17 protein-coding genes and 1 tRNA gene are annotated in these 20,502 nt (G+C 58.3%); 12 read left to right on the top strand and 6 right to left on the bottom strand.

What is annotated here, in order from left to right:
- Positions 1-3: 3 nt before the first annotated feature.
- Positions 4-798, bottom strand: coding sequence for a TIGR04283 family arsenosugar biosynthesis glycosyltransferase (locus ABJ076_RS03095; protein ID WP_348186442.1), 795 nt, complete (start codon positions 796-798; stop codon positions 4-6).
- Positions 799-909: 111 nt separating this feature from the next.
- Here ABJ076_RS03095 and ABJ076_RS03090 point away from each other — a divergent pair, with 111 nt between their 5' ends.
- The 3 genes from ABJ076_RS03090 to ABJ076_RS03080 are packed head-to-tail and all read left to right on the top strand — an operon-like array spanning position 910 to position 3,400.
- Positions 910-1,971, top strand: coding sequence for an aminoglycoside phosphotransferase family protein (locus ABJ076_RS03090; protein WP_348186444.1), 1,062 nt, complete (start codon positions 910-912; stop codon positions 1,969-1,971).
- 32 nt (positions 1,972-2,003) lie between these two features.
- Complete coding sequence (locus ABJ076_RS03085) at positions 2,004-2,213, top strand: DUF4169 family protein (protein WP_348186446.1); 210 nt, start codon at positions 2,004-2,006, stop codon at positions 2,211-2,213.
- A gap of 41 nt (positions 2,214-2,254) precedes the next feature.
- Complete coding sequence (locus tag ABJ076_RS03080) at positions 2,255-3,400, top strand: PA0069 family radical SAM protein (RefSeq protein ID WP_348186448.1); 1,146 nt, start codon at positions 2,255-2,257, stop codon at positions 3,398-3,400.
- Between the two features lies 1 nt (position 3,401).
- Here ABJ076_RS03080 and ABJ076_RS03075 read toward each other — a convergent pair whose 3' ends face one another.
- Positions 3,402-4,001 (bottom strand): LysE family translocator, encoded by a 600-nt coding sequence (locus ABJ076_RS03075; RefSeq protein WP_348186450.1) that lies wholly within the window; start codon positions 3,999-4,001, stop codon positions 3,402-3,404.
- Between the two features lie 297 nt (positions 4,002-4,298).
- On the opposite strand from ABJ076_RS03075, the gene ABJ076_RS03070 reads away from it, so the two are divergent.
- Entirely contained in the window at positions 4,299-4,928 is a 630-nt protein-coding gene (locus ABJ076_RS03070; RefSeq protein WP_348186982.1) for a ribonuclease HII, read from the top strand.
- Between the two features lie 146 nt (positions 4,929-5,074).
- A complete protein-coding gene (locus ABJ076_RS03065) occupies positions 5,075-6,163 on the top strand; it encodes a site-specific DNA-methyltransferase (RefSeq protein WP_348186452.1) in 1,089 nt (362 codons plus the stop codon).
- Here the strand turns inward: ABJ076_RS03065 and ABJ076_RS03060 are convergent.
- Together ABJ076_RS03060 and ABJ076_RS03055 are read right to left on the bottom strand one after the other, a co-directional pair.
- Positions 6,129-7,427: an MFS transporter gene (locus tag ABJ076_RS03060; protein ID WP_348186454.1), complete on the bottom strand. Its 1,299-nt coding sequence runs from the start codon at positions 7,425-7,427 to the stop codon at positions 6,129-6,131. The two genes, ABJ076_RS03065 and ABJ076_RS03060, sit on opposite strands and share 35 nt — an antisense overlap.
- Before the next feature lie 19 nt (positions 7,428-7,446).
- Entirely contained in the window at positions 7,447-12,306 is a 4,860-nt protein-coding gene (locus tag ABJ076_RS03055; protein ID WP_348186456.1) for an NAD-glutamate dehydrogenase, read from the bottom strand.
- Positions 12,307-12,641: 335 nt separating this feature from the next.
- Here ABJ076_RS03055 and ABJ076_RS03050 point away from each other — a divergent pair, with 335 nt between their 5' ends.
- Positions 12,642-15,896, top strand: a complete 3,255-nt coding sequence (locus ABJ076_RS03050; protein WP_348186458.1) for a response regulator — start codon at positions 12,642-12,644, stop codon at positions 15,894-15,896.
- A gap of 5 nt (positions 15,897-15,901) precedes the next feature.
- Here ABJ076_RS03050 and ABJ076_RS03045 read toward each other — a convergent pair whose 3' ends face one another.
- On the bottom strand, positions 15,902-16,138 hold the full coding sequence (locus tag ABJ076_RS03045; RefSeq protein ID WP_348186460.1) for a DUF465 domain-containing protein: 237 nt from the start codon (positions 16,136-16,138) through the stop codon (positions 15,902-15,904).
- Between the two features lie 243 nt (positions 16,139-16,381).
- Between ABJ076_RS03045 and ABJ076_RS03040 the strand changes: the two genes are divergently transcribed.
- The gene (locus tag ABJ076_RS03040; protein ID WP_348199144.1) at positions 16,382-17,230 is read left to right on the top strand and encodes a DMT family transporter; all 849 of its coding nucleotides are present in this window, start codon (positions 16,382-16,384) and stop codon (positions 17,228-17,230) included.
- A gap of 42 nt (positions 17,231-17,272) precedes the next feature.
- Here ABJ076_RS03040 and ABJ076_RS03035 read toward each other — a convergent pair.
- Positions 17,273-17,347 (bottom strand) — tRNA-Gly (locus tag ABJ076_RS03035).
- Positions 17,348-17,559: 212 nt separating this feature from the next.
- Between ABJ076_RS03035 and ABJ076_RS03030 the strand changes: the two genes are divergently transcribed.
- The 5 genes from ABJ076_RS03030 to ABJ076_RS03010 all read left to right on the top strand — a co-directional run bounded on the left by ABJ076_RS03030 (position 17,560) and on the right by ABJ076_RS03010 (position 20,419).
- Positions 17,560-18,099, top strand: coding sequence for a prolyl-tRNA synthetase associated domain-containing protein (locus ABJ076_RS03030; RefSeq protein ID WP_348186464.1), 540 nt, complete (start codon positions 17,560-17,562; stop codon positions 18,097-18,099).
- A gap of 89 nt (positions 18,100-18,188) precedes the next feature.
- Positions 18,189-19,094: a thioredoxin gene (gene trxA / locus ABJ076_RS03025; protein ID WP_348186466.1), complete on the top strand. Its 906-nt coding sequence runs from the start codon at positions 18,189-18,191 to the stop codon at positions 19,092-19,094.
- Positions 19,095-19,132: 38 nt separating this feature from the next.
- Positions 19,133-19,789 carry an LON peptidase substrate-binding domain-containing protein gene (locus ABJ076_RS03020; RefSeq protein WP_348186468.1) on the top strand — a complete coding sequence of 219 codons (657 nt, stop codon included), beginning with the start codon at positions 19,133-19,135 and terminating at the stop codon, positions 19,787-19,789.
- The gene (locus ABJ076_RS03015) at positions 19,776-20,048 is read left to right on the top strand and encodes a Trm112 family protein (protein WP_348186470.1); all 273 of its coding nucleotides are present in this window, start codon (positions 19,776-19,778) and stop codon (positions 20,046-20,048) included. The genes ABJ076_RS03020 and ABJ076_RS03015 overlap by 14 nt, the downstream gene beginning before the upstream one ends.
- Positions 20,045-20,419 carry a DUF971 domain-containing protein gene (locus ABJ076_RS03010; protein ID WP_348186472.1) on the top strand — a complete coding sequence of 125 codons (375 nt, stop codon included), beginning with the start codon at positions 20,045-20,047 and terminating at the stop codon, positions 20,417-20,419. The genes ABJ076_RS03015 and ABJ076_RS03010 overlap by 4 nt, the downstream gene beginning before the upstream one ends.
- The last annotated feature ends 83 nt before the right edge of the window (positions 20,420-20,502 follow it).

The raw sequence follows: 20,502 nt of genomic DNA, 5'->3' as shown, positions 1-20,502 counted from the left end.
TGGTCAGCCGTAGATCCGGGCGATCAGACGGGGCGGCACCCGGAGGAAAAAAAGTGTCAGGCAGAAGAGGTTGCGCATTGCACGCCGGATGTAGCCGGCGCGAATATAGCGGTCGGCGGAGGTGACGGCCCGGGTATCGAGCAGGGCAAGACGACTCATGCCGATGCGGCGGATGAACTCCACATCCTCCATCAGCGGGATTTCCTTGTAGCCGCCAAGCCGGCGATAGAAGCGTCTGTGAATCAGCAGGCCCTGGTCGCCATAGGGCAGCCCGAGCCAGCGATTGCGCCAGCGGACCATGCGTTCCAGCCGCCTGGCTGCCGGGCTGTCGTCATCCAGAGCGAAAGTGAAGACTGCTCCCCGCTCGCGGTTTCTGTCATTGCTGGTGAAGACCATGACACTCGATGCCCAACCCCGATCAAGGGCGGTGTCACCATGCAGGAAGAGGAGCCAGTCACCTTTTGCCGCTTTGGCTCCGGTTGCGAGCTGGATGCCGCGGCCGCGGGCACAATCCACCACCCTGGCCCTTGCCGCCTCGGCAATCTCCTGTGTCGCGTCGGTGGAGCCGCCATCGGCAATGACGATTTCTGGCGTGAAGCCGGAACGCTCGGCGCTTGCCAGCGCGTCCAGAGTACGCTTCAGGCTCTTCTCAGCGTTGAGACAGGGGATGATGACACTAATCGAAAGGTTAGGCGCCGGTGCGCCGATACGGCGGCCATGCGCGTCCAGCGGACCGAGGGCACCGGGCAGTGGCACTCGCCAGAGATCTTCATTCTTCGATGTATCCGATGATCCCAAGGCTGGTCCTTATTTTTCCGCAGCGCTATCTGGTGTGTTAACAGAGGGGCACGTGATTCCGCCAGTGTGGCAGGGAATCCCAATTAGAACATTTCAGAGCATTCGCGGCCAATGACGACCGACCTCGACCTGCGCAATCTCCACGCTGAGCTGATGAAGCTCAAGACCTTCCCCACGCTTGCTCTCGAAGATCTGATCAGGCTGCCGGCACGAGGGCTGACCCACGATCACGTTCTTCTCGGTGAGCGGCCTTTTAAAGGCAAACGCCTGCTGGCCCGTGTTCCGCGATTGGTTCGGCGTGATGTGACTCCGGAAGATGCCCTGTTCTTGCAGGCGGAATGCTTCCGGCGCGCAGGTCCGAGCCGTCACACGCCGGTTCTTCACGGCCATCTCGATCCGAGTCCGCGACTGCCAAACGGCGCGCTGATCGTTGATGCGGTCGAGGGGAGGGCCGTAGATCTTTCAAAGGATCTGACACAGCTTGCCGAGACATTGGCCAGCGTGCACCGGTTGCCGGCGCCCGACGATGCGGCTCCTCTTGCCTGGACTCCGCGACCAGTGGAAGCGCTCGTCGGCCTGATCGAGGATCAGGCAAAATTCATCCCAGCTCTGGTGCAGGACCGGCAGGCACGCGCCATTCTAGATGAAGAACGCAAATGGGCCCGAGACTTTGCCGCCGAGCATGGCAGGGCCCCATTGCCGCCGGCACTCGTTCTGACCGATACCCACCCTGGCAACTATGTCGTTCAGAAGGATGGCCGTGCGATTTTTGTCGATATGGAGAAGACCCAGTACGGGTCGCCTGCCATCGATCTCGCCCACGCCACCCTATACACCTCTGTGAGCTGGGACCCGGAAGTGAGCGGAGAGCTCAGCAATGAGGATGTTGCGGGTTTCTACGATACCTACCGGACGGCAGTGCCGCCGTCGCTGGCCCGCGTACTCGAGCCTTGGTTCCTGCCGTTCCGCCGTCTGACCTGGCTGCGTACCACGAGTTGGGGCTGCCGCTGGTATGCCGAGAATGAGGGCCAGGTGTCGCAGCGCACCGATCAGAGTCAGCGCGACCGGATGCTGTCGGGCGTTCTCGAACGCTTGCGCCGGATGGCCCGGCCGGAAACTATGGAACGGGTGCGCCGGGAATGGCGGGGGCCGTATAAACTGGTGCTGGACTAGGCTGCCGAAGGGCGCGCGGCAAGGAGGGTCGAATGAGTGGCAAAATCGTCAATCTGCGGCAGGCCCGCAAGCGGAAGACCCGTGATTCCGCCGAAGAGAAAGCCGCTGACAACAGGTTGAAATTCGGCCGTACAAAAGAACAACAGGCCCGGGACGAGGCAGCTTCAGCGCGTCGCGATCAGGCTTCTGAAAGGCTTGAGCGGCATCGCATTGAATCTGATGAACCACCGTCTGAAATTTAATTGTTCTTGTTTTGTTCTATTACTGAATTTATCATCCGGCCATGGTCGACCCTGATTTTCAGTCACCGGATGCCCCGGACCCGGATATTATTCAGCGTTCCCCGCGCAAGGGCCGCGGGGCGATCACCAATGTCAGTGGCCGGTTCGAACAGGAGCAACGCCAGCGGGTTATTGGCGGCTGGCCCGGTGATAATCCGTTCAATGGCGCGTCTACAGAGTTCGCTGATCTGGACGCCAGACCTAGAACCGAAGTGGGTATTGATGCCTCCCGCACGATCATCGCCCGGAACAAATCCCCCGATATCCCGTTCGACCGCTCGATCAATCCTTATCGTGGTTGCGAGCATGGTTGTATCTACTGCTTTGCCCGGCCAACTCATGCATATCTCGGCTATTCGCCGGGACTCGATTTCGAGACCAGACTGCTTGCGAAACCGGACGCGGCGGCTCTGCTCGACGATGCGCTGAGAAAGCCCGGTTACAGGCCGGATGTGATGGCGCTCGGGACCAATACGGACCCCTATCAGCCGATCGAGAAGGAACACAGGATTACCCGGCAGGTGCTAAAGGTCCTGTCAGATTTCGGCCATCCGCTCTCGATTGTCACCAAGTCGGCGCTGATCACCCGCGATATCGACATTCTGGCGCCAATGGCGGCGCGCGGGCTGGTCTCGGTGGCGATAAGTATCACCACACTGGACCGGCATCTTGCACGCATCATGGAGCCGCGAGCGGCAACCCCCGGACGGCGGCTGGACGCGGTGCATGCACTCAAATCGGAAGGCATTCCGGTTCACGTTCTGGCGGCGCCGATTATTCCAGCGATTAATGACGGAGAAATAGAGGCGTTGGTGGAGGCATCGGCGGAAGCCGGTGCACGCAGCGTTGGCCACATCCTTCTGCGGTTGCCGCACGAGATCAAGGACCTGTTCCGGGAATGGCTGGAGGAGCACTTTCCGGACCGGGCGGACAGGGTTTATTCCCTGATCCGTCAGACGAGAGGCGGGGATCTTTACCGGGCTGAATGGGGCGAGCGGATGCGCGGCAGTGGCCCCTATGCGGCCCTGATTCACCGCCGCTTCGAGATTGCGAAGAAGCGGGTGTGCCTCACAGGCTCTTTCCCGAAATTGCGCTGTGACCGGTTCGTCGTTCCGCCGCGTGCCGGAGACCAGCTCAGTCTGCTCTAGGTCATGCCAGAAACAGGGAGGAGAGCAACATCAATGCGAGCAGGATATTCGCGATCCTGAGCCGGATGCCGTCCTGTAGCCAGCGCGAAAGGCCGGCGCCGATCCCGGCCCAGGTGAAGCCGGAGAGGATCACGATGGCAAAGAACAACGCGCACATCAGAGGCAGCCGGGAGGTGATGTCCGGAGAGCCGTTTGCGGCCACACCGCTGAAGGTTGTCATGGCACTGGCCGAGATTAGCCAGGCCTTGGGATTCACCCACTGGAAGGCGGCGGCCTCATAGAACCGCATGGGCCGCTCCGGACGGCCGATTTTCCCGGCGGCACCGCCGGCGATCTTCCAGGCGAGATAGATGAGGATGGCGATGGAAACGTAGCGCAAGACTTCCAGCAGTCCCGGAACCGTATTCAGCAGTGACCAGAGTCCAAGGGCCACGGCAGCAAGCATGGTGGGAAAACCAAAAGCCACGCCAAGAATGTGCGGGACGGTTCGTGCGATCCCGAAATTGACTCCGGACGTCGTGAAGAGCGTGTTGTTCGGCCCCGGTGTCAGGCTGAGGGTGAGGGCGAAAATAACAAACCCGGCGATCCATTCGTCGAACATCGGCGTAACCTTGCAGCGGCGCCCGTCTGAGGGCTTTCGACTGAAAAGGTCGCGATCCGACCATGACACCGCAAGCAGAACCATGTCATGGATACAATATTTCGTGGTTTACTTCGTGGCAGTATCTAGGTGTAGCGCCAGGGAGGACTATTTCGTAGGGCCCGGTCCGAAAATGTGGCAGACCCGGTGCTTCCATGTCCGGAATGACCACGTAGTGAATTGGTGTCAAAAGGATTTTCAGGTAGGGTCCTATCCCGATTTTGTATCTCAGGAATGAGTTAATTGTCTGATTTCAGCTTGGAAGTGGATGCCGGAGCCGATCAGGGCGCGGTGATTGTCGGCATCGACGAGGTCGGGCGCGGGCCACTCGCAGGGCCGGTTATGGCCGCGGCGGTGCACATCCCTTTCGCCCTGCATAACGACCCGCTTCTAAGGGATGTTACGGACTCCAAAAAGCTTAACGCTGCCAAGCGGGAGCTGATTGCCAGCGCACTTGTAGATTTTGTCCCCTATGGCATTGGTGTCGCGGAGGTCGAGGAGATCGACCGCATCAATATTCTGCAGGCAACATACGTTGCCATGGGACGTGCGGCGGCGGCCCTGTCCCAACGTCTCGATAAAACTCCGGATCTATATCTGATCGACGGTAACCGATTGCCTCCTGTCCCCGTTCCGGCCCGCGCGGTGGTGAAAGGCGATCTGAAATCGCTCAGCATCGCGGCGGCCTCGATCATCGCGAAGGTGCACCGGGACAATGCCATGGGTGTGTTGGCGGAGGCCCATCCGGGATATGGCTGGGAGCGCAATGCCGGATACGGCACGGCCGAACATCTGGCGGGCATCGCCGCATTTGGTGTCACGGATCATCACCGACGGTCTTTCCGGCCGGTCCGCGAAGCACTTTTCGGCGATGGCAGCACACAGTGACCTGAGGTGCGCGCTCAACTTCACACCATATCTTGTGTTCACCTTGTAAGTATTTGACTCTATTTAGTAAAAATAAATCGACGGCTTGACGCGATTCGCCGGATACCGGAGACTCCGGCCATCTTTCCTTGGCACGGACTGAAGAGATGACGGCGCAAAACACGTTGCCGCTCGACCAGATTCTGGTCGGCGACTGCATTGAATTGATCAATAAACTGCCGGAGAAATCGGTGGATCTGGTGTTCGCAGATCCACCCTACAATCTCCAGCTTCAGGGCGAGCTTCTCAGACCCAACAACTCAATTGTCGATGCGGTCGACAATGACTGGGACAAGTTCGACACCTTCCAGACCTATGACAAGTTCTCCCGCGACTGGCTCGCGGCTGTGCGGCGCGTCCTGAAGGATGATGGCGGGCTCTGGGTTATCGGAAGCTATCACAATATCTACCGGGTCGGATCGGTGTTGCAGGATCTCGGTTTCTGGATTCTGAACGATGTGATCTGGCGCAAGACCAATCCGATGCCGAACTTCCGCGGACGCCGTTTCACCAACGCGCATGAAACCCTGCTCTGGTGTTCGAAGAGCGAGGACAGCAAACGCTACACGTTTAACTACGATGCCATGAAAGCCTTCAACGAGGACCAGCAGATGCGCAGTGATTGGCACCTGCCGCTCTGCACCGGGTCCGAGCGCATCAAGGTGGATGGTCGCAAGGCACACCCGACGCAGAAGCCGGAAAGCCTGCTTTCGCGTGTGCTGCTGTCGACCTCCAAGCCGGGCGACGTGGTGCTCGACCCCTTCTTCGGTTCAGGCACGACCGGTGCTGTTGCGAAGAAGCTCGGCCGTCATTTCATCGGGCTTGAGCGTGAGCAGACCTACGCCGAGATCGCCATGGACCGGATTGCCGCGGTTAAGCGGATCGAGGATGACAGTCTTCTGGCGGTTGAGACCAAGCGCACAGAACCGCGTGTACCGTTCGGCAATATCGTCGAACGCGGGATGCTCAATCCGGGTGAGGTGTTGTTCGACCAGCGCCGTCGCTGGTTCGCCAAGGTGCGGCCGGATGGCTCGCTGGTATCGGATAGCGCCAAGGGCTCGATCCATTCCGTCGGCGCGGCAGTCCAGGGGGCCCCGGCCTGCAACGGCTGGACGTTCTGGCATGTCGAGCGAGGCGGCAATCCCGTGTCGATCGACGTTTTCAGGCAGCAGGTGCGGGCCGAGATGCGGGCCTGACCAACGCGAGCAGGGCAAGGCCGACGATCCAGAATCCGAGGATCGTCGCCATGCCCGCACGCTGACTGTCGAAGATGAGCGTGGCCCATCCGAGCAGGGCTGGTCCAAGGAAGCTCGTGGCCTTTCCAGACAAAGCATAGAGACCGAACAGTTGCGTGCGTTTTTCAGCCGGCGCCATGCGTGTCAGCAGGGTCCGGCTCGCCGATTGGGATGGGCCGACGAAGATGCCGAGGGCGAGGGCAAAGACCCAGAACCACGCGACGTCCTCGACCAGTAACACCGCGAAACCGAAGCAGATCAGACCGACCAGTGAGATCGCAATGGTCGGCTTGGCGCCGATCCTGTCATCGACCCAGGCAAAACAGAAAGCACCGATCCCGGCGGTGACGTTGAGCGCAATGCCGAACTGGATGATTTCGGCGAAGCTCATCCCAAATGTACCGGCGGCATAAAGACCGCCAAACTGGAACAGGGTGGCAAGACCATCCGCATAGAGCATGCGTGCAATCAGGAAGACCCAGAGATCACGATCTTCTCGAAGTGACCGCATGGTCTGCCAGAGGCTCTTCAGCCCGGCACGCGCGGCGGCAGGAACTGATAAAGCTTGCCGCTCATCGTCCGGCACGTATTTCAGCAGCGGAATGGAGAAGATCACGAACCAGGCGGCGGCCAGCAACGCGGTTGCCCGAATGTGCTCCGCCTCCGCCTTGTCCAGGCCGAAGGGCGGTGTCTCGGCCTGAACGAAGACCAGAAGGGCGATCAGCAGACAGATAATCGCGCCGAGATAACCGAGCGCCCAGCCCCATCCGCCAACCCTGCCGAGCCGCTCCGGTGATGCGACGCGGGCGAGCATGGCGTTATAGAAAATATTGGCGAATTCGGTGCCGATCAGCACCAGCCCGACGGCAATCAGGGCGAGCAATGTGTCCGCCGGATCTGGATGCACGAACCAGAGCGCCCCGGCGGCCAGGATGCCGACTGCCGAAAATCCGGCCAGCCAAGGTTTCTTCGGCCCTGTCTGGTCTGCGATAGCGCCCAGTATCGGGGCCAGCACGGCGACGGTCAGACCCGCGATGGTAAGGGCCTGGCTCCACAGTACGGTGCCCTCGACCTCGTTTCCGACCACGCCGCGCGCGAAATAGGCGGAAAAGACGAAAGTGATGATCACCGTTGGCAGAGGCGAATTCGCCCAATCGAACAGACACCAGGAGAGTGCTGCCCGCCGCCCCGGATTCCGTGAGGGGACGGGTTGACCGGTATCCACGGAGTCTGACCCGCCGCGTTTAGTGAGCAAGCAACGAACGGAACTGGCCGTTCGCCACGGCAAGCATGGAAAGGTCGACACCGTCTGCGGCCCGCAAGTCGGCCAGCAGCCTGTCCATCCGGGCCGAGGCGTCACTACGCGTCCCTTCCCATTTCTCGATGAGGGCCCCGGCCGTCGCCTTCTTGCTCTTTCCGTTACTGCGTTCGGCCAGAACGTTCTCGGCTAGCTGGAACTGGTGACTGTAGAAATCCTCTACGATGGCGGCGACGGCCATCTTTTGCCAGTGGGACTCTGCAACCACGTGATCGGCACGCTCTCGCAGCCAGTCGAGTGAGAATTCATGCCCGACTGCGAAATAGACTTCTGCCACCTGCAACACGCTTTCCCCGGTCTGGCCGGACAGTCGGACAATGTCGCAGCCCGAAATCAGGATATCGGCACTGGCGACGCCGCGTGCCAGTTCCTTCGGCACGCCGGCGGCCTCGTGCTTCGCCGCTTTCTTCTGAACGGCTTTGCGGTGGAAGTCTGTCAAAACCTTGTCCAGTTCCGCCGTCAATTCTGTAACACCGTCAAGATAGGTTCCGGTCAAGGCCTGCAGATCGAGCGGCCGGCGCTCGTTTCGCAGAAACCAGACCGCAGCCCGCTCTACCAGGCGCTTAATATCCTGGAGCATTTCGGTTTGCACCATTGCTGGAACTTTGTTGTCGAGATCCTCGACCGCTGACCAGAGGCGGCGGATGCCGAACACGTCCCGGGCGACGATATAGGCCCGGGCAATATCAGGAGAGGCATCGCCGGTCTGCTCGCGCACAGCGTTGACGAAAGTGGCGCCGACGCGATTGATCATGCTGTTGGCGACATAGGTCGCGATGATCTCGCGTTTCAGCCGATGGCTCCGGATCGAGTCGTTCATCTTGCCATGCAGGCGAGTCGGGAAATATCGGATCAGATCTTCTGCCAGCATTGGATCGTCGGGTAGATCGGATGGCAGGATCTCGTCATAGAGCTCCATCTTCGCATAGGCGAGCAGTACCGCGAGTTCCGGCCGGGTCAGGCCCTGTCCGTCCGCCATGCGTTCCGACAGCGTTTCGTCGTCGGGTAGGAATTCGACCGCCCGGTTCAGCTTCAGGTGGCTGCGCTCCAGCTCACGGATCAGCCGGGTTTCTGCATCGAGGAGGGCGGTGCCTTCGGTGACCGCCATGGTCAGGGCCTGGCTCTGGTCGTAATTGTCTTTCAGGACCAGGGTCGCAACCTCGTCAGTCATTTCCTCAAGCAGCTTGTCCCTTTGTTTGCGGGTCATGTCGCCATCGGTGACCACTCCGCCGAGCAGGATCTTGATATTGACTTCATGATCCGAGCAGTCGACGCCGGCTGAATTGTCGATTGCATCTGTGTTGATCCGCCCACCGGCGAGTGCGTATTCGATGCGGGCACGTTGCGTCACGCCCAGATTGGCGCCTTCGCCGACGACTTTCGCTCCGATTTCCTTGGCATTGATGCGCAGTGCGTCGTTTGCCCGGTCACCGGCGTCTGCGCTGCTCTCTCCGCTTTCCTTGATGTAGGTGCCAATCCCGCCGAACCAGAGCAGGTCGGTCTGGGCCATCAGCATCGCTCGGATCAGGTCGTTCGGCGTCACCTTGTCAGCCTTGATTCCGAGCATGGACTTCATTTCCGGTGTGGTCTCGATCGATTTCAGCGATCGAGGAAAAATGCCACCGCCTTTGGAAATCAGCTTGGTGTCGTAATCCGTCCAGCTGCTGCGCGGCAAATCGAATAGCCGTTGCCGTTCGGCCCAGGTTTTCGATGCATCCGGGGCTGGATCGAAGAAGATATGCATGTGGTTGAAGGCACCGATCAGCTTGATGTGCTTCGACAGCAGCATGCCGTTGCCGAAGACGTCGCCACTCATGTCGCCGACACCGATCACGGAAAAATCCGTGGTCTGAATATCTACGCCGATTTCCCGGAAATGACGCTTCACGGATTCCCATGCACCGCGCGCGGTGATGGCCATTTTCTTGTGATCGTATCCGGCGGAACCACCCGATGCGAAAGCGTCGTCGAGCCAGAAGCCGTATTCCTGCGAAACACCGTTGGCGATGTCGGAGAAAGTGGCCGTTCCCTTGTCGGCGGCGACCACCAGATAGGGGTCGTTTTCGTCATGCCGGACGACATGTTCCGGAGGAATGATATCGGTGCCGGAGATGTTGTCTGTGATATCCAGCATGCCGCGCATCATTGTCTTGTAGCACTCGATCGCCTCGGTCTGCATCGCCTCGCGGGTGCCGTCCGCCGGTGGGCGCTTGACCACGAACCCGCCCTTTGAGCCAACGGGAACGATGACAGCATTCTTTACCTGCTGGGCCTTCATCAGGCCGAGAATCTCGGTCCGGAAATCCTCCCTCCGGTCCGACCAGCGAATACCCCCGCGGGCTACGCGGCCGCCGCGCAGATGCACGGCCTCGGTGCGGGGTGAGAACACCCAGATCTCAACCAGAGGACGCGGAAGCGGCAGATCCTCGACGGACTGGCTGTCCAGTTTGAACGAGATGTAGGGCTTTGGGTTTCCGTCTGCGTCGGGCTGGTAATAGTTGGTACGCATCGTTGATTGGATCAGGTTGAGATAGCGGCGGATGATCCGGTCCTGATCGAGATTGGCGACATTGTCGAGCGCCGCCTCGATCTCGGCTGTGATCTGTGTTGCGGCTTTGGCGCGTTGCGTCGCCTCTACCTCCGGATTGAACCGGACCTCGAACAGGCGGGCCAGCAGTTTCGCAATGGATGCGTTCTCCGCCAGGGTTTCTTCCATATAGTCCTGGGAAAAGGTGAAAGCCGCCTGTCGCAGGTATTTCGCGTACGCCCGCAACATGGCGACTTCGCGCCATGTCAGGCCAGCCTGCAGGATCAGGATGTTGAACCCGTCATTCTCCATCCTGCCGTTCCAGACTGCTTCGAAAGCGTCGTGGAACGGTTGGCGCATGGCCTCGATATCGACGCTTTGCCCGCTGCGGAGCTGCATTTCGAAATCATGGATCCAGATTGTGCTGGAGAGGTCTTTGGAGACCACCTCATAGGGCCGCTCACTGAGGACGCGCACGCCCATATTCTCAATCATCGGCATGACGTCGGAAAGCGGTACCGGCGTGTCGATGTGGAAGAATTTCAGGTAGAGCTGTGTCTCTTCCGATCCAATGGGGCGGAAGAGGTTCATGGCGAGACTACCGTCCGCCATTATTTCCTCGATGCGCTCAATGTCATAAATCGCGCCCTGCGCGGAGTATGCTTCCCGGTAAGATGAGGGGAAGGCGTCCCGGTACCGGCGGTGCAGTGCGTTTCCCTGCTCCTCGCCCCTGGCTTCGATCAGGGTCTGATGAAGCTTGTCGGACCAGGACCGGGCCGCATCCGCGAGGCGATGCTCGAGTTCCTCAATGTCGACATCGGGAACAGCACCCCGTTCTGTTGCGACAATGAAATGAAGGCGCGCCAGTACGGAATCGGACATCTGTGTGTAGAATGCCGCGACATGGCCTTTGAATGCATGCGCCAGAATGTCTGCAAACCGCTCCCTGATCTGGGTCGTGTAGTGATCGCGCGGGACAAATATTATTACGGAAACAAATCGTTCGAACGGGTCAGAACGCACGAACAGTGCTGTTTTCTGCCGTTCCTGCAGGTGCAGAACCCCAATTGATGTGGCGAGCAAAGCATCTTCGCTGGCCTGAAAAAGCTCGTCGCGCGGATAGGTCTCAAGGATGTTGATCAGAGCCTTGCCGTCATGACTCTCCTGCGCGAAACCGCCGCGGGCAACGATCCGCTGCACCTTTTGCCGCAGCATCGGAATTTCGCCGGGGCTCTGATTGTAGGCGACGGATGTGAAGAGCCCGACAAACCGATGCTCGCCGGTGACTTTGCCCGCCTTGTTGATCTTCTTGACGATGATCGTGTCCATATGGACAGGACGATGGACACGGGCTTTGCGGTTAGCTTTCATAATCAGCAGCAGATCGGGGCTGATCAGAAAACTTCGTATATCCTCCGGAAGCTTGCCGAGTTCCCGCAATCCACCAAAGACGCTGGTCTCCGGCTTGCGCAGGATGCCAAGGCCCGAACCGTCGACGACTTCCATATGCGCATTCTTGCCACTGCCGGAATAGTCCAGCTCACGATACCCTAGGAAGGTGAAGTGATTGTCTTCAATCCAACGGAGGAAATCGATAACTTCGCTGACTTCCTCCCGGTTGTGCGGGGTCTCGCGCACGCCGACCTCTGTGACGACGTCGAGCACCCTCTCCCGCATCGTCCGCCAGTCCTCGACGGAAGCCCTCACATCATCGAGTACTGAGTGCAGTTCATCCTCGATTTTGGACAGGACTTCAGCAGAGCTCTGCTCGGAGATGCGTAGCTGCATGAAGGACTCACGGATCATGCTGTCGCCAGGCTCGTCCTGATCCAGGAGCGCCTCGGCCTTGCCGCTTGTTGATCGGTTCAGCTTGAGAATCGGGTGGATGACCAAGTGGACTGTGAGGTCCAGGGTCGTCAGAGCAGTTGTGACAGAGTCTACGAGGAACGGCATGTCGTCATTGACGATTTCGATGACAGTGTGTGGCGACTGCCAGCCGGTGGACTCAAAGCGGGGATTGTAAGCCCGGATCTTGGCAGCGCCAGGCGGCCGGGTCTTGCCGAAGGACCAGATTGATAATGCGCTGCCAAACAGGTCTTCTGGTTCCTCGGACAAAATGTCCTGAGGCGCGACATTTGAGTAGAACTGCTTGACGAAGTTTTTGGCTTCCGCCTGCTTGTCTTTGGCGATCCGCTCTTCTGCGAGTGCGATAACGCTGTCGACGAGTTCTTGCTTCAAGGTGTGCAACTTATCGCGCATGCGATTTCCTCCCGCCACCGTACGCTTGAGCCAGTCCGACAACAGGCTAACCCAATTGAATGGGGCGCTGAAGCGTCAAATTATTGAAATTCCGGCAAATAACGGAGCCTGGAGCGTTAGACGCACCTTGGCCTAAGAAGGATTGGCGCCTGACTATATCGTTGGGCAAGTGCCGCGTGGCGAAGATGTGGTTCGGTCGACACTTGATCTTAGTATCTTAAGGGAATTGTAACGACCCTTACCCATGATTGAATGGGAGGCAGTGCTGGACAGAGCGGGCCTTGGGTCAGGAAGGGCGTATGCGAGGTCGATTTATTTCAATGGCTCCGGCCGTCATGGCTATTTTAGCCGCGATTGGGGTTGGGTTTCTTCTTATGGAGGAGGCTCGGGATAAATATTTTGCCGAAACACGGAGTCATGTTTCCGACGAACTCAACCTGCTCCGCACGCGCCTTGAAGGCGAGATAGGTGCGAATCTGAGACTTGTAGGCGGTCTTGCCGCCGTTATCTCGACGGATCCCGACCTGTCCCAGCAGCGGTTCAACAATATTGCCGAGCGCTTGTTCACAAACCGGCTGCAGCTTCGCAATATCGGGGCGGCACCTGATCTTGTGCTCCGATATATTTATCCGCTCGAAGGCAACGAAGCTGCGATCGGGCTCGATTATCGCAAGAACGAGAAACAGCGGGCTGCAGCGCTCACGGCTCGAGATAATGGGGATTTGGTACTCGCCGGGCCGCTGACTCTCGTTCAGGGAGAAACCGGGTTTATCGGGCGATACCCGGTCTTCGTCAAAGATAAGGACGGCAACGAGTTTTTCTGGGGTTTGGTCTCCGCCGTTATCGACGCAGACAAACTTTTCACAGCCGCCGGGGTTGACGCTGACGTTCTCGACTTTGAATTTGCGATCCGTGGCCGTGATGGCTCCGGTCTGAGCGGTGACGTGTTTTTGGGCAGCGAATCAACCTTTGAAGATATGCCGGTCTTGCAAAAAGTAAATTTACCGGTTGGTAGCTGGTACTTGGCGGGTCGCCCAAAGGGCGGCTGGTTTGTTCCAGAATCGATCTACTGGAACGTTTGGATTCCCGTTGGTCTCATCGGTATGGCGATTGCGATTCCGCTTTTCGGGGTCGGTCTTTTTCAGGAGCGCCGTCGCCGTGACCTGGAAATTCTTGCGGCGCAGGAAAAGAGTCTAGTCGAGGCTAAGGAGAAGGCGACCGAAGCCGAACGGCAGCTGCGTATCGCGCTCGATGCTATGAACGGCGCTTTCGTGCTTTATGACCGCGATATGCGGATGGTGACTTGCAATGAACGGTTCAAGGAACTTTATCCCAGTGCCGGACTGATCATGCTCCCTGGTGCCCAGTTTGAGGATATCATTCGTGTAGCCGCGAATGCTGGAGAGATACGCGAAGCTGTCGGGCGCGAGGAAGAATGGGTGGCAATGCGGATGCGGCAGTTCATCGAGCCGGGGCCAGCATTTGAGCAGGCCTTGCCGGACGGGCGCTGGGTTCGGATCCAGGATGCCCGAACGCCGGATGGCGGGTTTCTATCCTTCAGGGTCGATATTACTGAGCTGAAACAGCGTCAAGAAGAAGCCGAAGCCGCGAATCACGCAAAATCCGGGTTTCTGGCCAATATGAGTCATGAAATCCGCACGCCGCTCAACGGCATCATCGGCCTTAGCCGCTTGCTGCAGCGGACCCGGCTCGACGAAAACCAGTCAGACTTCGTCGGAAAGATCGTCTCGTCCTCACATAATCTGATGGGGATTATCAACGACGTGCTCGATTTCTCGAAAATAGAGGCTGGCCAACTTGAGATCGAGGCGACTGACTTCGATTTGAAAGAGATTATCGAGCAAGTCTTTGGTCTTGCAAGAGATAGGGCAGACGAGAAAGGCCTCGTCTTCGAGATCAAGATTGACCCGGATATGCCTGTCGATCTGTTTGGCGATCCGCTGCGAGTCGGCCAGATCCTGACAAACCTGTGCAGCAATGCCATCAAATTCACGGATGCGGGGCTGGTCAGACTTTCTGTTTATCCGCATGAGATAAGCGAAGGCCGCGTTGAGCTGCATTTCAAGATCGAGGATTCCGGCATCGGCATGACTGTCGAGCAGCAGGGCAAGATCTTCAAGCCGTTCGCTCAGGCCGATGTCTCGACAACCCGCGAGTTCGGTGGAACCGGTCTCGGGCTTTCGATTTGCCTGGATCTGGCGACGCGGATGGGAGGCCGGATCTGGGCTGAAAGCACGCTGGGTGAAGGCAGTATATTCCATGTGGTCTTGCCGTTCGATGTCTCGTTTCTTTCGCAGCGAGCGGATGGGCTGGGCGCCAAGCGCTTTGAAGCTTGGCGGGTTCTTCTCGTTGATGACAACCCGACGGCCCGCCTGGTTATGTCCGGTATGCTCCAGCCTCTGGAATTGGAGATCGTTGAAGCCGGCTCTGCTGCGGAGGCAGTCAAAGCAGTTTCCAGGGCGCGCGATGCGGGCGCGCCGTTCAATGTCATCTTCATGGACTGGTTGATGCCCAACGGGGATGGCCTCCAGGCCACAAGGAATATACTGGCAGCAATTGATGAAGGTGCCCCGCCCAAGATAGTGCTGGTCACTGGAATGAGCACGAACGCGCTCGGCGACGAAGCGCGGGAGGCGGGAGTCAGCGCGGTGCTCACGAAACCCCTCTCACAGCATCGTATGCTGCAGCTTCTGAATGCATTCTGGAAAAATCAGGAACCATCGGACGTGGATCGTAATCTTGCCGATGCTGGAGCCGAGCACTTGCAGGGCATGCACGTCCTCGTTGCTGAGGACAATCAGATCAACCAACAGGTTGTCGAGGCTATATTGCGTGGTGTGGGGGCCGAAGTCGAGATTGTCGGGAACGGCGAAGCAGCAGTGGAAGCGGTGACAGGGTCGGATCCCGGCCGCTTCGATGCCGTGTTGATGGATATCCAGATGCCCGTCCTGGATGGGATTGAGGCAACCAGGCGGATAAGAAGCGATAGCCGGTTCAAGAACTTACTTATCGTCGCCGCGACGGCACATGCGATGACATCGGAGGTCGAGCGGTGTCTGGCTGCAGGCATGAATGGCCATGTCGCCAAGCCGATCTCGGAAGAAAAACTCTATGAGGCTTTGTCTGCAGCCAGGGTTGAGCAAACCGGCATCGCGCCATCGGACACCGATCAGGCACAGACAGAACAGACCACGTCCGGATATGAGCCTTTCGAAAAAATGGTGCAGTTGCTTGGTGCGGTGGATATTGCGGCAAAATTGTTCAATGAGTTCTGTCGGCAAAATGTGGGATCGTCAGGCGAATTGAAAATCCACCTTGAAGCGGGCGATAGCGGTGCTGCGGGGAGATTGGCGCACCAGGTTAAGGGTGTTTCAGGAAATCTTGGCCTCTTATCTCTTAGTGCCGCCGCTGCCGATCTTGAGCAGTGTTTGCGTGACGGTGGCGCTTCAGAGCTTTCAATTAACTCTGCGCAGGAAAGATATGATTCTGAAATCGAGGCCGCTCTAGGCGAGATCCGCAACCATCTCCGGTCGTTGAACCTGCTTGAGGCCGATCTCGCCGAGAGTTAGCAGATTCAAGCGTTGAGAAAAGTTGCGACCTCATCCTTTATAGCAAGCCGCTTTTTTTTCAGTTCCTCTGCATAGGCATCGGACGTGGTTTCGATTTCCGCTTCGATCCGGTGAATCTCCCTGTTCACCTCATGATAAGCGTCCGCGATCTTGGCAAAATGGGCGTTGCTGAGTTTCAGCTCATGAATTTTCTCAACAGCATTCGGAAATTCATCCGCGAGCTCGTGGGGGACGTGGGACATTCTTTAGCCTCCTGGCAGTCGTTAATGATCGCGTGATCGCCTGATCCCAAAGCAACACAGGATCTTGTCCGGATCTTTGATCCAGATCATGAAATCAGGCTCTGATCGATAAAATCATGCTTGCTGGTCAAGAGGTTCAGGGCGCGATAGTCTTTGGCCCCGCATTCGCCCTTAGGCTTCTTCGATATGTCCATTTTTGCCGCCTTCATAAGATTGCCGGCACCGGTCCGGGCGACGTTGCTGATGAGCGCAGCGATGATTTTCTTCACCTCGATGGGAGTTTTCATCCGGCTCGCATCGGAGAATCTGCATGTCCTAGAGGTCGTGTTTTTTCGCAATTTTCTCGCCGTTGTGCTGATGGCTCCCTGGATCATGGGGTATGGTATTTCCGCGTTGAGAACGGACAAATACGGCCTCTACAGTTTGCGCGCGGTGATCAACTTGGTGGCCATGGCCGCGGGGTTTGCCGCGATCACCATGATTCCGCTCGCCGAGGCGACGGCGCTTGGATTTACCGCGCCGCTTTTCGCAACAATCGGCGCCGTCCTGGTGCTTGGCGAGGTGATCCGCGCCCGCCGCGTGGCGGCTCTTGCTGCCGGTTTTGTAGGCATGCTGCTGGTGCTGCGGCCCGGTATGGAGGCGATGTCGCTCGGTGCCCTGCTTGCTCTTGGTAATGCATTCGGGATCGCGATCACGGCGTTGGTCGTGAAGAAGTTGACGGCAACGGAACGGCCGGAAGCGATTGTTCTCTGGATGGTATTGCTGCAGAGCCCGCTCTCACTCGTCCCAGCGCTGTTTGTATGGACTTGGCCTGACCCTATGACCTGGGTGTGGCTGTTCTGTCTCGCCGGCGCAGGGACTGCGGGTCATGTCTGCTGGACCCGAGCCTGCGGCCTGGCCGAGATCACACAGTTGCAGCCGCTCGAATTCATCAAGCTGCCGCTCATTGCGATATTGGGGTATCTGCTATTCGCGGAGGAGCCGACCGTCTGGGTATGGCTCGGCGGTGCGGTAATTTTCGGCTCAACCGCATATATCAGTCACCGTGAAGCGCTTCTGGCCAAGCGGTGCGCGCGCAAAAAAGGCGGCTGAGCGCCGCCTTTTGTTTCTCGATCCACCTTCTTGAGGAGGAATTGGAGCGGGCGATGAGATTCGAACTCACGACCCTAACCTTGGCAAGGTTATGCTCTACCCCTGAGCTACGCCCGCGTCCACCGGCATTCACTGATGCCGTCGAGAGGCCGCGATAATACAAACTGTTCTTCGCATTGCAAGCCTCGAAATTATTTTTTTTCAGTGTGTTCGGGCAAACCATCAAAACACTAGGAAAGCCTTGGAAAAGACCTACTTTCCGGCTATCCCAGAACGTGGAATTTTCTATCGCGTGGTGCGGATCGCGCAACAAGAGGAAGCGGAGCGTTATGTCCGAGAGTGAATCAATCTCCGACAACGGGCAGTCCGGCCCAAAGACACCGAATGATCTGCTCGGCCATCTCGACGAGTTGGAGCTCTGCTATGACTTGCATCGCCATCCGCCATTGTTCACCGTCGAAGACAGCAAGGCGCTGCGGGGCGAGCTTCCCGGTGGTCATTGCAAAAATTTGTTCCTGCGCGACCGTAAAGGCAAGATGTGGCTTGTCGTGACGCTTGAGGACCGGCCGATCGACTTGAAGCAGCTCGGAGCCGCTTTTGGCGGGGCCAGACTGTCTTTCGGCAGCCCCGACCGGTTGATGACACATCTAGGGGTTATTCCCGGGGCCGTCTCGCCCTACGCATTGTTCAACGATGTCGATCGCGCCGTGACGGTGGTGCTCGACAAAGAATTGCTGACGTTTGATCTGCTCAACTACCACCCGCTCTCCAATGAAATGACAATCGCGGTCTCACCCGACTCGCTTTTGGCATTCCTCAAGAATCTTGGGTACGAGCCGGAAATTCTCGATTTCGCGGCCCTGGCTTGAGCGAGGCCCGGCTGCCATGAGCGGTCGGGGGCTTGCCAAGCGACGACTGCGGCCAATCTTTACCGGATATGAAAGAACGGACGACAGGTATGGAAACCCTTATTAACGCAGCTCCTGATTCCGCCGATCTGATCAAGGACTCCGATACGAAATCCTTCATGGCCGATGTCGTCGAAGCGTCCCGGGACGTTCCGGTCATAGTCGATTTCTGGGCGCCCTGGTGCGGCCCCTGCAAGCAGCTCGGTCCGATGCTTGAAAAGGTGGTGCGTGACGCTGCTGGCGCCGTGCGCATGGTTAAGGTCAATATCGACGAGAATCAGGCCATCGCCCAGCAGATGCGGGTCCAGTCGATTCCGGCTGTGTTCGCTTTCCATAAGGGGCAACCGGTAGACGGATTTCAGGGCGCCTTGCCGGAAAGCCAGATCCGTGAATTCGTCAAGCGGCTGACTGGTGGCGCGGCCGGTGACTCTCCGCTCAATGAAGCGCTGGATGCTGCGGACCAAATGCTGGAAGCGGGCGACGCACAGGGCGCCGGCGGGATTTACAGCCAGGTTGTTGAGCATGATCCGGAAAATCTGCGCGGCATTGCAGGCCTGATCCGGGCTCTGGTCTCCGTTGGCCAGGTTGAACAGGCGCAGCAGATGATCACAGACTTGCCTGACGAGATCAAAAAAGCGCCGGAAGTGCATGCCGCGATCGCCTCGCTCGAACTTGCGACCGAAAGCCAGGATGCAGGCGAGGAGGCGGCTTTGATTGCCGCCATCGAAGCCGATCCGGACAATCACCAGGCTCGCTATGAGCTGGCGATGGCGCGCTTTGCGTCGAACAACCGCGAAGGCGCGGTTGAGGCTCTGATCGAAAGCATCCGCCGGGATCGCGAATGGGAAGAGCAGAAAGCCCGTATGCAACTGGTAAAGTTCTTTGAGGCATTTGGTCATACGGACCCGGTAACCGTTCAGGGTCGTCGCCGCCTTTCAGCGGTTTTGTTTTCCTGAGTTCACTGAGATCTATCTGAAAGGAGGCACCGGTATCCATGACACGCAATCCCTTCGCGCTCGGCCTAGAGGACATGCCTGCCTGTATTCCGGTCTTCCCGTTGCCCGGGGTCCTGTTGCTGCCCGGCGGCAAGCTTCCGCTCAATATTTTCGAGCCGCGCTATCTGGCGATGACCCAGGATGCACTCTGCACCGACCGGCTGATCGGGATGATCCAGCCGCAGGAGCAGGAAAGCGATGCCAGCCTCCATCGGACCGGTTGTGTGGGCCGTATCACGTCGTTCTCGGAAACCGAGGATGGCCGTTGCATGATCACCTTGACCGGCTTGGCCCGTTTCCATGTGGAGCAGGAATTGGAATGCCGCTCCGGTTATCGGCGGGTGGTCGCGGATTGGTGCAGTTTTGCCGATGATTTTGATGCCCGGGACGATCTGTCTCTGGACCGGGATCGTCTGATGCGCGGCTTGAAGGACTATTTTGCGCTGCATGGCATGCGGGCCGATTGGGACTCCATTGAAAATGCGGAAGACCGGCAGCTACTGACCACGCTGGCGATGGTTTGTCCGTTCGGTTCTCTCGAGAAGCAGGCCCTGCTTGAGGCGCCAACATTGCAGGAGCGTGGCGAGACGATGCTTACCCTGCTAGAGATGTCGCTTCACGATGATCTCAAGGATGATCGCCATGCACGGCACTGAGAAACCGGTCGCAGGCAGCGCGGAGCGGGAAGTCGATCCGAAACTGCTGGAAATTTTGGTCTGTCCGCTAACGAAGGCGCCTTTGGTTTACGATCGTGGACGCTCAGAGCTGGTGAGCGAACAGGCTGGGCTGGCTTTTCCGATCCGTGACGGAGTGCCGATTATGTTGCCCGACGAGGCGCGGAGTCTGAAAGGCGACGACGACCCTGTTGCCGAGGGCAAGGCTGCTCTGGCCGCCGGCCGGAGCGAAAAGTCATGAGTGAGTCCTTCGCGAGCGATATCTGGCCGACGGAAATTCGCGTTCAGTCGGCTGATAAGGCCCTGGAGATAGATTTCGATACTGGCGAAAGCTTTTCCATTCCGGCCGAATTGTTGCGGGTCGAGAGCCCGTCTGCGGAAGTTCAGGGCCATGTGCCGTCCCAGAAGAAACTGGTGGCCGGGCGCGCCCATGTGAACATCATGGGTATGGAGGCTGTCGGCAATTACGCGGTGAAGATCAAGTTCGACGATCTGCACGATACCGGGATCTATACATGGCGTTATCTGCACAAACTCGGCGCCGAGAAAGAGCAGATCTGGCAACGCTATCTCAGCGAGCTCGAAGCGGCTGGTCTCAGCCGGGAGCCTTGATTCTAAATGCATTCTGAGTACCTACGATAAAACAACGTGGCTTTGAGATGCGGATCCTGTGTCTGAATGGGTGGGGCGGCCGA

Source organism: Nisaea sp., assembly GCF_039990255.1.
Classification (GTDB): Bacteria; Pseudomonadota; Alphaproteobacteria; order Thalassobaculales; family Thalassobaculaceae; genus Nisaea.
Note: the sequence above shows the minus strand (reverse complement) of the source record. Positions and strands in the feature narration are given on the sequence as shown.